At 37.3% G+C, this 13,413-nt stretch carries 9 protein-coding genes; 3 read left to right on the forward strand and 6 right to left on the reverse strand.

Going from position 1 to position 13,413, the window contains the following annotated elements:
* Nucleotides 1-11 precede the first annotated feature (11 nt).
* Nucleotides 12-1,001 (forward strand): helix-turn-helix domain-containing protein, encoded by a 990-nt coding sequence (locus OZP11_RS00140; RefSeq protein WP_281233216.1) that lies wholly within the window; start codon nucleotides 12-14, stop codon nucleotides 999-1,001.
* A gap of 66 nt (nucleotides 1,002-1,067) precedes the next feature.
* On the opposite strand, the gene OZP11_RS00145 is transcribed toward OZP11_RS00140, so the two are convergent.
* A complete protein-coding gene (locus tag OZP11_RS00145; protein WP_281233217.1) occupies nucleotides 1,068-2,405 on the reverse strand; it encodes a hypothetical protein in 1,338 nt (445 codons plus the stop codon).
* A gap of 290 nt (nucleotides 2,406-2,695) precedes the next feature.
* Between OZP11_RS00145 and OZP11_RS00150 the strand changes: the two genes are divergently transcribed.
* Nucleotides 2,696-5,176 carry a glycoside hydrolase family 95 protein gene (locus OZP11_RS00150; RefSeq protein WP_281233218.1) on the forward strand — a complete coding sequence of 827 codons (2,481 nt, stop codon included), beginning with the start codon at nucleotides 2,696-2,698 and terminating at the stop codon, nucleotides 5,174-5,176.
* 51 nt (nucleotides 5,177-5,227) lie between these two features.
* A complete protein-coding gene (locus tag OZP11_RS00155; RefSeq protein ID WP_281233219.1) occupies nucleotides 5,228-5,746 on the forward strand; it encodes a PPC domain-containing DNA-binding protein in 519 nt (172 codons plus the stop codon).
* A gap of 95 nt (nucleotides 5,747-5,841) precedes the next feature.
* Here OZP11_RS00155 and OZP11_RS00160 read toward each other — a convergent pair whose 3' ends face one another.
* The 5 genes from OZP11_RS00160 to OZP11_RS00180 all read right to left on the reverse strand — a co-directional run bounded on the left by OZP11_RS00160 (nucleotide 5,842) and on the right by OZP11_RS00180 (nucleotide 13,407).
* Nucleotides 5,842-6,189, reverse strand: a complete 348-nt coding sequence (locus tag OZP11_RS00160; protein ID WP_281233220.1) for a hypothetical protein — start codon at nucleotides 6,187-6,189, stop codon at nucleotides 5,842-5,844.
* A gap of 142 nt (nucleotides 6,190-6,331) precedes the next feature.
* Entirely contained in the window at nucleotides 6,332-7,636 is a 1,305-nt protein-coding gene (locus OZP11_RS00165) for an ATP-binding protein (RefSeq protein ID WP_281233221.1), read from the reverse strand.
* Nucleotide 7,637: 1 nt separating this feature from the next.
* Nucleotides 7,638-8,456 carry a peptidoglycan-binding protein gene (locus tag OZP11_RS00170; protein WP_281233222.1) on the reverse strand — a complete coding sequence of 273 codons (819 nt, stop codon included), beginning with the start codon at nucleotides 8,454-8,456 and terminating at the stop codon, nucleotides 7,638-7,640.
* 64 nt (nucleotides 8,457-8,520) lie between these two features.
* Nucleotides 8,521-9,216, reverse strand: coding sequence for an ankyrin repeat domain-containing protein (locus OZP11_RS00175; RefSeq protein WP_281233223.1), 696 nt, complete (start codon nucleotides 9,214-9,216; stop codon nucleotides 8,521-8,523).
* A 6-nt stretch (nucleotides 9,217-9,222) separates the two neighbouring features.
* Nucleotides 9,223-13,407: an eCIS core domain-containing protein gene (locus OZP11_RS00180; protein ID WP_281233224.1), complete on the reverse strand. Its 4,185-nt coding sequence runs from the start codon at nucleotides 13,405-13,407 to the stop codon at nucleotides 9,223-9,225.
* Nucleotides 13,408-13,413: the final 6 nt, after the last annotated feature.

Consider the following 13,413-nt stretch of genomic DNA (forward strand, 5'->3'; position numbering starts at 1 on the left):
ATTACAAGCCGATGCGCAATTTACAAGTTGATAAAGTACGTACTGATCAAACGATTTATATAGATTTAAATGCAGATTATCAGTATATTAAAAATGATATTTGGGAGATTTCCAATGAAACAGGAGAGGCTTTTTTTAAGAAATTTATATTCAAAAATATTCACTTGTGTTTTGGTGAACTTAAACTGAATAAGAATAAAAATTTGCAATTTTCATTTTCAAATCCCATCATAAAAATGCATTTTTCACTCGATGGAAGCTCAATTATCCGCGACAGCGTAACAGGAAATGAGTTAAAATTTGTAAGTAACCAGCATAATCTCATCTATTATTCGAACAGCGGCTATGCAATTGCTTCTGATGATGAATTGAGTAAAACGTCCTCTTTTCATATTCTTTTTACCGAGGAGCATTTCCTGACTATTTTATCAGCAAACTATCCTGCTTTGGACTCTTTTCATGAGGATATAAAAAACGATCGTTACTCGGTTCTGAATCCGAAAAACATGATTATTACTCCGGAAATGAACAGTATTCTTAACGAACTGATTCATTGTAAAAGAAAAGGAATGCTGAAAACATTGTTTACTGAGGCTAAAATTTTAAAACTGCTGATGCTTCAGTTTGAACAGTTTGAATGTACACAATCAGTCATAAAAGAAATAAGCCTGAAGAATTACGACATCGAAAAAATTCATTTAGCAAAATCGATACTGGAAGAAAATATATCCATATCGCTGTCATTAGTAGAACTTTCGCACCGCGCGGGACTGAATGATTTTAAGCTGAAAAAGGGATTTAAAGAAGTATTTGGCACTACTGTTTTTACCTATTTGTACGAAATTAGAATGAATGAAGCCAAAAGGCTGATTATCGAAGATGAGAAATCCCTTGCCGAAATATCCCTTTTATGCGGTTACAAATTTGTGCAGAATTTCACGAAAGCTTTTAAGGCAAAATTTGGCGCTGCACCAAAGGAGTTTAGAAAGAATTATTTATAAAAATTAAAAATTAAAAATTAAAAATTAAAAATTAAAAAACATTAAAAGACTTATTCTTTTGGATTATTAATAACATGAATCTAAAATATTGTTTTCTTTATCGAGTATAATATAGATTTCTCCGTATGAGGTAAAATAATTTCTGTCAGTTGATTTTTTAAAACCGAGGTATTTTATCAGTTTAATAGTTTTGTCATTGATGATTTTTTCGCCTTTCTGATTGTAAAAGTTGTATTTCAGGTATCTTTCTTTTGTGGGTTCATAGGTTTGATCTTCAATTAAATACAAACCTTCATAAACTTGGGTAATTCTATTGTCGATTTTTGATGTCGGGATTATTTCGTTTCCGTTGTAATCAATGACAAACTCATTGATAACATTTGGATCTCTTTGATTATAATATCTTTTAGAAACAACGGTCTGTCCGTATTTATTAAAATAGCCATACACATTTTTTAGTTCAGGAAGAATCTTAACGGTTTCTAATTTTTCATTAACAATTTTAATGGTCCGTGTTTCCTTCTGCGGAATGGGTTCGCCGTAATAATTATACCGTTGTTTCTCTTTAATAACTTCCTTTACAATGCATTGTCCTTTGTAGAAATTAGTTTGAGGTTGTAAATCACTTTCTATTTTTCTTCCATTCAGGTCAAAAAAGCCATTATTGTAAGTAAAAATGGTGCTTTCAATTGGCGGATAATTAATCAGGAATTTAAAATCTTCCGGTATTTTTTGCTTTTGCCCATTATGCATTAAATGATATTCGTCTTTTTTATTTTTTAAGACATAATTACCCGGGGAATAATAATGAGCTATACTGTCTTTTGTTGTAATTAACTCATTTCCTGTGGTTTTATCAATTAATACTGAAATAAGTGCTTTATTTTTAAAATAATAATTATCCACAGGATCCGAATAACGATCATAAAAACCATTTGTATATTTTAAATCGGTTAAAAATTCGCCATTATTTTTAATTAACGCATGTTTCTTATTTTTTACAGCAGAACCGTATTCATCGACAAATTCTCTTTTTATATCATCTGGTGTCAGTTCATTAGATCCGGAAAAATAATAGTCATCAATAAACTTCAATTCTTTCATCAAATCCAGTACATGCTTTCCTCTTTGGGGTGTTTTTTCTCCGGTAGGATTTTTCCATGCAAATTCCTCCATGAATGCTGGATTATTGCAAGTTGTGTCTATATAATATTCGTTTTTTACACATACCTTTTTGAATTCCTTAGATTTTTGCCCTTCAGGTCCAATAAAAACAAAACCTGTGTCTGTTTTTACTATCGAAAGATATCGGTTGATGACTCTAATATCGCCGGGTTTTTCCAGTTCCTGCGAAGAGGATTTAAACGAAATAAGAAGTATCAGAAACAGTATTAGTTTTTTCATATAGAAGTCAGGATGTTTACTAATGTTGATGAAAAGTATCGAAGCGATTTTTACTTTATATAGAGAATAATTAAATGGAAAAGGTTGGGAGGAAAGGTAAAATTATTTTGGAAAGGATTGTAAAAAGAGGAATAAAAAAGTAAGATTTGAAGGATTTTGTTGGATAGGGGTTCAAAAGATATTGATTTTGCGTGTGTTAAAAACATAAAAACAGAATTCTGCTTTTGTTCTAAACATAATTTTGTTTATACTTGTAGTCATTATTACCATAAGATAAAACTTTACTAAAAATGACCGCCAAATTTCACCAGTTTTCACTAATTTTTCTTCTCGCCGTTTTGCCTTTAAATTGTATAAACGGACAGGAAAATATTCTTTTTTATGATCATCCGGCCAGTTCATGGTTCGAATCCCTGCCATTAGGAAACGGCAGGTTAGGAGCGATGGTGTACGGACAGCCTGTCAATGAAATTATTCAGTTAAACGAAGGTACGCTCTGGGCAGGAGGACCTTACAGAAACGATAATCCAAAAACGGCAGGATCGTTAAAAAAGATTCAGGATTTGGTTTTTGCCGGAAAATATACAGAAGCTGAGGAACTTGCCTGCAAAGATATTATAACACAAGGTGCTCACGGCATGCCGTATCAAACCGCCGGAGAATTGCTTTTGAAATTTCCCGGACATGAAAAATACACTGATTTTAAAAGAGAACTAAATCTTGATAATGCGCTGTCCACGACAATTTATAAGGTGGATGATGTTGAATATAAACGAGAGGTTTTTACTTCGTTTACAGATCAGGTTGTGGTAATTAAAATTTCTTCGGATAAACCCAATCAGCTCCATTTTGCATTGGAACTGCACCGGGAAGGCAGTGTAAATTATGCTGTTAAAGGAAATGATGTATTGCTGATGAAAGGACTTGGTTCTGATCATGAAGGAATTAAAGGGCAGGTAGCTTTTGAAACACAAGTGAAAGTAATGCCGCAGGGAGGAAAAGTTACAGCATCTCTTAAATCACTTGAAGTTTCCGGAGCCGATTCGGCTGTAATATTTCTTTCTACGGGAACTAATTTTAAAAAGTACAATGATATTTCGGGAAATGCTTCAAAAATTGCCGAATCTTATCTTAAGAAAGCACAAAAACAAAGTTATGAATCATTAAAGCACAAACATATTCAGTATTATAAGAATCTGTTCGGAAGGGTTTCTCTTAATCTTGGCTCTTCTTCACAATCAAAGAAAACAACTGATCTGCGTATTAAGGAATTTCCCCAAACATCAGATCCGGAACTTACAGCTTTGTATTTTCAGTTTGGACGTTATCTGCTCATTTGTTCCTCGCAACCTGGCGGTCAGCCTTCGACTTTACAAGGAATTTGGAATAACGAACTCGATCCTGCCTGGGACAGCAAGTATACCGTTAACATTAATACAGAAATGAATTACTGGCCGGCCGAAGTAACCAATCTTCCTGAAATGCATGAGCCTCTTATGGAAATGATCAAAGACCTCTCGGTAACTGGGCGTGAAACTGCTAAAAATATGTACAACAGCAAGGGCTGGGTTACACATCATAATACGGATATATGGCGAATGACCGGAGCAATTGACGGGCAGACCGGAATCTGGCCTATGGGGTCGGCGTGGCTATCGCAGCATCTTTGGGAGAAATACCTGTATAACGGTGATACGGCATTTCTTAAATCGGTTTATCCGGTTTTAAAAGAAGCATCGCAGTTTTACATGGATTTTCTTATTGAAGAACCTGCACACAAATGGCTGGTAGTTTCGCCTTCTATATCGCCTGAAAATGCTCCGTATTCAATTCGAAAACAATGGACTTTAATTGCAGCCGGAACCACACATGATAACCAGCTGCTGTTTGATTTATTTTCTAAAACCATACGAACAGCACAAATTTTGAATAGGGACGCCGAATTTATTGCAGCTCTTGAAAAAGTAAAAGAAAGACTGGCACCTATGCAGATTGGCCGTTTTGGACAATTGCAGGAATGGATGGAGGACTGGGACAATCCGGATGATCATCACAGGCACGTTTCGCATCTTTACGGCTTATTTCCTTCTGGACAAATTTCGCCATATCGCACTCCGGAACTTTTTACGGCGGCGCGTACTTCACTGCTGCACAGAGGCGATCCTTCAACAGGCTGGTCGATGAACTGGAAAATAAACCTTTGGGCACGTCTTCAGGACGGGAATCACGCGCTTAATTTGATTAAAAATCAGATTAGTCCGGCGGTGCTTCCTGTTAAAGGAGAATTTCCGGACAGCGGCGGTACGTATCCGAATATGCTTGATGCCTGTCCGCCCTTTCAGATTGACGGCAATTTTGGCTTTACATCCGGAATTGCCGAAATGCTTATGCAGAGTCATGACGGTGCTATTCAGTTATTACCGGCATTGCCCTCAGAATGGAAAGATGGTTTTGTAAAAGGACTGCGTGCCAGAGGCGGCTTTGAAATCAAAGAAATGAAATGGGAAAAGGGTAAATTAAAATACATTCAAATTGTATCGCATCTGGGCGGTAACTGCAGATTAAGATCTTTTTCGCCTTTGCCGCTTTCTTCCGGTTTAGAAGAAGTAAAGAACGACAAGATAAATCCAAATCCGTTTTATTCAGTGTTCGCTGTTAAAACACCAATTAATCATTCAACGGAAAAAAGTGCCGATTTAGGCATTGAAAAGGTCTATGAATATGATATCGAAACTCAAAAAAATCAGTTATTCGAGGTTTATTTACAGTAGTTTTTTGATATTTAAAGCGTAAATTTAGGGCTGTAATAAATTTTTAAAATTATGAAGTCTATAAAAATTGTAATAGGATGTTTGTTGTTCCTATCAGTAAATTTATCTCATGCACAGCAAACCACTGATAACCAGAAGTGCCGCTATACCAAAACTTCACAAGGCTATTTAATGGTTTTACGTGAAGGTGATAATGTTCTGGCCGAAATTGAAAATCTGGCTAAAGAACAAAAAATACTTTCTGCGAGTTTTACCGGAATTGGTTTTGCGCAGGAAGTTACTTTTGGTTTTTATGATTTCAGCCAGAAGAAATTCAATCCCAAAACGTTCAATAAGGTAGAAATGGGAAGCCTGACAGGATCAATAGCCTGGAGCGGCGATAAACCTTCACTGCACATTCACGGAGTAGCAACCAATGATAAATTTGATGCATACGGCGGTCATATTCTGGCACTAAAAGTAGGAACGGGTTCAATGGAAGTTTATATTATCCTGAACAATGAAAAACTGGAAAGGAAAGTAGAACAGCCTTTAAATGCAAATGTTTTACAATTACCTTGTATAAAATAAAAAAAGGGGATGTCTCGAAAGGAACATCCCTTTTTGATACTAACTCAAAATGTAACGGTCAATTTTTCAATGGATTGAAATCTGTTACTATTTTATTAATCGATTTTGTAACCGTCATCCGCAAAAGTCTCAGGCTCCTCCGGTTCACGGTCATTTTCATCGTAATCTTCTACAAGATCATCGTCAAGATCATCTTGATCGAGATCATCTTGATCGAGATCATCTTCTTCATCCCAATCATCCTCATCATTGTCCAGATCCTCTTCGTCATCGCGATCAAGGGAGTTAGAAAATTCGTTGTCCAGATATTCGTTATCGCTTAGCTGCTGTTCTTGATAAGCATATTCATTCTCCGGTTCGCGGTATTGATTATTTGTATTTTGAATTTCAGCCGCATCATTACGATTATCTTCTTCGTAATTGGTGTATTTATCAGTTGCCATACTAGTTGAATTTAATTAATATTATCCTTTTTTAACTTCTGAATTAAGAAGTATTATAGAGATAAAATTAAAATTTTAACCACCGTCAGTTTTATAGTATTCTGGTTTACAGCTGCTAAATTTTCATTTATTCAAAAACAGTTCACATCATTTTTCCTTCTTTAGCATATTCTTTTTTAATTCCCTGAATAAGATGATGCAGCTTAATGCTTTCATTTTCGTCCTCTAAAGTCCGCAGACAAGCGTACTGAATAATATTGACAATATTGGCACCTGTAATATCATATTTTTTAGAAAGCTCATTCAGGTTAACATCTTCAGCAATTTTGATTCCTTTAGGAAGGTTGTTCTGCCAAAGCTGTAAACGCTCGTTATACGACGGTACATCAAACTCAATTATAGACTGAAACCTTCTGGTAAAAGCCGTATCGATATTAGTTTTGAAATTAGAAGCCAGAATAACCAAACCCGGATGATTTTCGATGCGCTGCAGCAAATACGAAACCTCCTGATTGGCATATTTATCATGAGCATCGCGAACATTGGTTCTTTTTCCAAAAACCGCATCTGCTTCGTCAAAAAACAGAATCCAGTCTTTGTCGGCGGCTTTGTCAAATAATGATGAAAGATTTTTTTCGGTTTCGCCAATGTATTTAGAAATTACCATAGAAAGATCTATTCGGTAGACGTCTCTTTTGGTGTATTTTCCCAAAAGTGAAGCAGTAAGGGTTTTTCCGGTTCCGGGAGAACCGTAAAACATTACCCTGAAACCGGGCTTAATTTTACTTTTCATGTTCCACTCGTGAAGCAGTATATCATTAAATTTCAGCCAGGTTTCTATTTCTTTAATCTGATTTAGAGTAGAAGAATTCAGTACCAGATCGTCCCAGTCGAGTTGTGTTTCGATCAGCTGAGCAGGAAAGATACTGCTGAGCTGCGGTTTCAGGATTTTTCCAGTAATGAATTTTTCAATGTATTCGTCTTCCAGAATCAGCAGACCGCTTAATTTTGGTTCGCCATTTGGAACGGTTTCTATTTTGATAATTCCCTTTTGATATAAATAAGACTGATTGTGAAGGTAATTGTAAAAAGCAATCCGTTCTTCAAGATCATTTCCAGCCAATAAAAATTGAGCCGTTTCACCCGTTGGCAGTATACCTCGGTGATTCTTTGATTTCATGCCGCCAAACTCCGGAAGTTCACCGCCGTTTGGCAGATACTCGGCCATGATAGAACTCAAAAAATCCGGTTTAATGTGCGGTACAAGTCCCAATGCCAATAAAAGCGCATCCGTTTCTGAAAGGGTGTTTTCGATGATAAATTCGTTTATAAAACTGTTGTCATCAACTGCACTTAGAATCGGTTTTGCCGTTGGATTTTCGGCCTGAAAAAGGATATCAAGCTGAAATGTAAATTGGTTTTTGAGAAGGGTGAATACGTTTTCCATTTTATACTAATGCTTCAATTGAAAAAAAGTCTATTTTGGATTGTTTGTAATTTCTAATTCTGTTCATAACCGCGTTTCCGTTATGAGAGCCATCCGAATTAGTATTTCCTTCGATTGTTTCGATAAGATCGCCATTAATGGCCGTTACAATTCCGGTATGAAACCAGTCATTTGTAGTTTTTTGAAGCAGAAATATATCGCCGGGTTTTAATAATGAAGGATTAGTTCGGGCTGTCTGGAAACGTGTGAGTATTTTTTTCTGAAGTCCGGTTGTTCCCACAGTATCACAGCTGTATGTTAAAGGCATAAGAGTTTTGAAATTTTTTCCCTGTACAGAAGCTGCCTGATCGATAATTGCCTGAACAAATCCCATACACCAAAACCAGTCACTTCCTTCATTGCCGTCCATATAACTTCGCACCCACGGACCGCTGTTGCTCTGATTATGAATTACAAGTTCAAAAGGATGATTTTTAAGGTGATTTTTGGCTGTGTTTACTACCAATTCTCTCAGATTACTGCCTTGCACCGGATCTTCAAAAGCTTTTTTTAGCGGCAATACGAGCAGATCAAATGTTTTTTGATCGACAATTCCGTTTTGAGTTACGTTATTGGCTTTTTGAAAATTCAGAACCGCTTTTTCGGTTGCCGGTCCAAAATCCCCGTCGATACCCGCTGCAGTTCCAGAACTTGGATGCTGCATAGAATACAAATTGAGCCAGGACTGGATTTTTTCAACGTCTTTTTTGTTGTTACTGGTACCTCTTCGTTGTTGCGGTGCTTTAATAACGAGTTCTTTTTTGTAGAATGTTTTTTGCATGATTACGGTTTTTTAAAGGTTAGATTCGTTTTTTGGTGGTTTGTCAATGGAGTTTGTTGTAATACTATTTTTTTAGATGGATATGTAAGAAGTCCAAGATTTCGGTATTTCCCACTTTTTGAGCAAAGGTTAAAGTGTCCTCACCAGCTCTGTTTTTATATCCTTCTATCTTTGCTCCTTTACTTATAAGAAATTTTACTGCATTAATATTCTTGTGTGATATAGCAAACATTAAAGGTGTTCCGTTTCCATTTCCATAATTTATATCCGCTCCGTGATTTAAAAGAAATTCTATTAATTCAAAACTGGCGTCAGCTTCGACTGCTCTTATCAATGGTGTTTTCAGATTACCATTATCAGCATTAACATTTGCTTTATTTTCAATTAATATTTTTGAAATAGTGTAATTGTTTCCAGAACATGCTATTTGTAAAGGATTGTTCAATTCATCATTATATAAAGACAAATCAGCCATCTTTTGCAGCAAGGTTTTAATATTATTGGGACAATTGTAATTTGCGGCGTGAATGAGCGGTGTGTTTCCATTGTAATCCTTTATATTAACATTGCTTCCCTGTTCAATTAGGGTTTCTATTATAACTTCAGAATCTTCTACTAAGGCAGCTATATGAATTAGGGCGGCATCAGTACTGCTAAAGTCATCAATACTTGTTTTTTTTACATTTTTGATTTTGTTTAAAAACTCATCGGTCTTTTTTTGATAAATCAACTCTGATAGTTCGTCAATATTCTTTTTCATAATTCATTAGATTATAAACCTGCCTTTTGAATGAAGGCTGGCGATTAACTGCATTGCTTTATTAAAATCGCTTGGAACATTCACAACAGCTCTTGGCCTGCCTGCTTTTCTGGTATTCATTCTTTCTACAAAAGAATCTGGACCACCGCTGTAGCTTGTAAAATTGCCTCTTCGCCTTTCATCATTTATAAATCTTGCCATTGTTTCTGTTAGATGATAATCAGGAAATAAATCAAAATTTTCCATAGCCATCAGAATATTCCAACCTTCGGTATTTGGGTTAAACTTACGGTCTTCTGCTTTTCCAAAGTCAGGAATTTCAATGTTTCCTTTGCTGAATTTTTTTGAGGCAGCAGGACTTGGATTCCAGGTATTTGTATTCGGATCATGATTCATATATCCATACTCAGCGACAACAGTTCTTGGATAACCATGATATTCAATATCTTTTACGCCCTCTGTTGGAAATTGGTCATGAAATGTTACTTTAACATCATACCATAATACTTTTTTCCCGGCAGACCTTACATCAGCAACAGCCGCAGATTCCATTTTGTTATAAAATTCTGTATTTACAGATGATTTCGTAGGAACAAGATTAGAATCGGTGGCTTTTCCACCCAAGCCATCATGTAATAAATGCATTTTGACATAGTTGCCAATTTCTCGAACAGAAGCATCAACTTTTATTAATTTTCCATTTTTGTCTTCAATGGTTTTTCCGCCGCTTACAATGAAATTTTGCAATTTTTTCCAGCCTGCTAAAGATTCCCCGTTGTTTAAACTTGCATCCTCACCAGGCGGCGTTTGTTTTGGATCATTCGTAATATATTTTGCATGAAAAGAAGTCCCTAAAACTCCATTTTGAAAAGCCGGAAGTTCTGCAGGAGGAGGTTTAGGAGTGGTCTTCGAAATAGTTTTTTCACTTTTTTGAATATAATTAAACTTCCAGTTTTCACCTGCATCAGTAACTGATGAAATATCAATTACCGATGAATGATCTCTATTGACTTTATTTTTTATTGCCTGAGCTTCATCAGAAGTGACTTCTCCCTGATCTTTTTCTTTTTCTCCTTCAGAATCAATCTCAGCTAAAGCTCCCGCAATTGGACCTGATGTTGATGTCGCTTCCGGCTGGTTTCGTCCCATCAATCTGTCCAGCATCGCCATTCCCGTATCAACAGCCTTATTCACCAGCCATGTCAATGCTTCGTCAACCATTTTTTGTACTGAAATAATCATTTCGCCTATTTTAGCGCCAATTCCGGTAAGACCAACCTGATTGGCAAGGAATCCAATAACAATAGGCATTGCTTCGCCCATAGTTCTTTCGAGATAATTGGCCGCTGTGGTGACATTTCCTTTGGCGATATCGGCGACACCATTAACAAACGAATTGACTACTTCGAGCATTTCACGCAGGTATTTTACAAAACTTTCAATCGCGTTGTACAGTGCCATAGCACCGTTTATGACCGCCATAATTCCCGTTGGGTCTAACATACTCAGCAGTTTGGCCGTTATTCGGTTGACGATGCGTTCCATCACAAAGTTTTTAACCGAATCCAAAAGGGTATTCCAAAGGTTACTGAGCTGTTCCTGAATTTTATCCCAGATTGCCGCCATACCGCGTTCCTGAACATCTTTTATAAATGTCCAGATACCTTCGAGCGTATTGATCATACCGCGGATTTTCGCCACACGTGCCGGACCAATTCTAGGATGCGCAGCGAGTTTCTCCCATATTTTTTCCATTGAGATTCCCAGAACTTCAAGTACCCACGAAATCACACCTTTTAATGAGAAATCAGTCAGAACAGGAAGATTGGCATCTTTCAGTTCACTCATTAACCAGCCCGTTACACCGTTGATTAAATGGTTTACAATATTGCTGAAGAACTGAACAAATCCCTGCTTAATGGCGCGGAGTATATTTTTAAGGAACCCAATAGGATCTTTTTTGATGTCATCTATGGCCTGCATAGCACGGCTTATGATGTTCCCGATGAGATCGAATGGGAAATTCATGATTTCCAGAATCGCCATAATTACGATTCGTATAATCTCTGCTACAAAAGCAATCAGACGCCCTATTGGTTCACCGAATTTTTCGATAATTCGGGTAAAAGCATCAATAGGATTAATCAGATCGTTGATGGTAAACGAATTCCAGAGATCTGTAAAAAGCTCTATAATAGAGGCAGGTGTCATATTCAGCGCCGCAACTGCAGCTTCGACCTGACCCGCAATTCTGGCTATGGCTCCCGTTTCGACCATTTGAGCATATTGCTGCTCGCCGCCTTCCATCAGACTCATAAAACCTTTAATAAGATTGGGAACCGTTCTTGCCACGGTTTCACCCGTAAATGGATCACGGCCTATAATAACTTTTATAAGCGAATAGCCTCTAACTGAAGCAGCCTGAGCCGACAGCCATCCCAGTAAGGAATCTTTAACGAGTTCCAATACTTTAAGAGCTACGCCGGAAGCAAAATCCCAAACGCGCTGCAGGAATGCGCCTGCCTGTGTTGCAAGAGCCAAAAGATTATCAGCAATGTTTGCCAAATTCGAAGGTTGAATCGCATCCCAGGCTGCTGTGATAAGACTGCGCAGCTCGCCTAAAAGTGAGTTGAAAGTGCCTACCTGAGTATCAAGCCAGTCTGCGGTTTTTTGCAGTGTGCCTTTTTCACGCATTTGTTCCAGCTCGGTTTCTTTACCTATCAGGATTAAGAAATCTTCGAGAATTTCTACCGTTGTGGCGCTGACTTCCTGATTGCGCAGCGGATCGTATTTTATGATTTTTTTGATTAAAGACCAGGCTTTATTTTCGGCCAGAATAGGTTCAGCAACATCGATCAGGGCTTCTTTGATCCAGGTAATCACCTGATCGACAGTTGCACTTACAAAAGATGTGATTCGGTTAACGACTTCATTGAATTTTTCGACAATCAGATCAATAATATCCGTGTAAGGAAAAGATACTGCATTCCAGACATCTTCTACCATATCTAAAATACTGTCGACAGTTAATCCCAATTCGCTCAATTTTCCCTGTACCCAGTCAAAAACTTTTTGCAGAATTCCGTATTCCTGCAATTTGTCAAATATGGCGGTTCCAAACGGAATAAGTCCCATTAAGCCTTCAACAAGATTAATTGGAGTACGCTCGACATTAACCTGACGCAGCGGATCGTATCCTATAATTACGGTAAACAGTGTATATCCCGGAACGTGACGCGCGCGATTGATAATCCAGTCGGGAACAAGATCAAGGAATGAACCCTGAATCATTTCAGGAGCTGGAGTTACCGGTTCTGCTTTTTTACGAATTGAAGCGCCCTGCTGAATGGTATGTGTTAATTCGTGTGCCAGTAAATGTCTGCCGTCGCGCGAATTCGGATTGTATTTTCCTTCGTTAAAATAAATATTGTTTCCGGTTGCAAAAGCCTGTGAACCCAATTGCTGATTCATCTGAACAGCAGTTGTGTTATTATGAATACGCACATTGCTGAAATCAGTTCCAAAACCCGATTCCATTTCGGTTTTTACTTTTCCTGAAAGAGGAGCACCACCGCCTTTAGTGCTGTTTAAGGTGCTTTCGAGATTCGAAGAATCTGATGGATTTGCATCTGCCGAAGCGCTCATCTGTACTTCTTTTTCGTCCTCTTTGGTCTGAATTTCCTCTTCTTCTTTAGCCTGAATTTCTTCTTCTTTTTTCGGCTGTATTACAGATTGCGGTGCAATAACTTTTTCTTTTGGTTTAAGAGAATCGGTTTTTTTCTGAACCTTCTCTTCTTTTTCAGTTTTTAGCTGAACGACTGATTTTTGTTTAGTTTCTGATTCTTTCTGGATTTCTTTTTCCGGATTTTCTTTTTTCTGAACCTCATTTTTCTTTTTACTTTGAAGGGGAGAAGGCGTAAAAAAGGTATCCGGAGTTTTGATTTGTTTGCTATGAACCACCTTTAATTTTGGCTGTACAGCAACAGATGTAGATACCAGCGGTTCGGCAGACGTATTTTTTTTATTTGAGACGACCGTATCAGCAGCTTTATCGGCTTCGACCTCATATTTATCATTCGATTTCCCGATATTTAGTTTTGCCTGAACACCAAAAAAATCCTCTCCGCGTCTTGGACTAAAAGCGGATGGGCTGGAGGAGGGAGATTTTGATTTTTGACTAAATGCTGACATAGACTG

Source organism: Flavobacterium gelatinilyticum, assembly GCF_027111295.1.
Lineage (GTDB): Bacteria > Bacteroidota > Bacteroidia > Flavobacteriales > Flavobacteriaceae > Flavobacterium > Flavobacterium gelatinilyticum.

Excerpts from the sequence above, each read along its gene's own strand:
- OZP11_RS00155 (WP_281233219.1), top strand. The coding sequence starts at position 5,228 with ATGAAGTCTATAAAAATTGTAATAGGATGTTTGTTGTTCCTATCAGTA.
- OZP11_RS00150 (WP_281233218.1), top strand. The coding sequence starts at position 2,696 with ATGACCGCCAAATTTCACCAGTTTTCACTAATTTTTCTTCTCGCCGTT.
- OZP11_RS00165 (WP_281233221.1), bottom strand. The coding sequence starts at position 7,636 with ATGGAAAACGTATTCACCCTTCTCAAAAACCAATTTACATTTCAGCTT.
- OZP11_RS00145 (WP_281233217.1), bottom strand. The coding sequence starts at position 2,405 with ATGAAAAAACTAATACTGTTTCTGATACTTCTTATTTCGTTTAAATCC.
- OZP11_RS00175 (WP_281233223.1), bottom strand. The coding sequence starts at position 9,216 with ATGAAAAAGAATATTGACGAACTATCAGAGTTGATTTATCAAAAAAAG.
- OZP11_RS00170 (WP_281233222.1), bottom strand. The coding sequence starts at position 8,456 with ATGCAAAAAACATTCTACAAAAAAGAACTCGTTATTAAAGCACCGCAA.
- OZP11_RS00140 (WP_281233216.1), top strand. The coding sequence starts at position 12 with ATGCGCAATTTACAAGTTGATAAAGTACGTACTGATCAAACGATTTAT.
- OZP11_RS00180 (WP_281233224.1), bottom strand. The coding sequence starts at position 13,407 with ATGTCAGCATTTAGTCAAAAATCAAAATCTCCCTCCTCCAGCCCATCC.
- OZP11_RS00160 (WP_281233220.1), bottom strand. The coding sequence starts at position 6,189 with ATGGCAACTGATAAATACACCAATTACGAAGAAGATAATCGTAATGAT.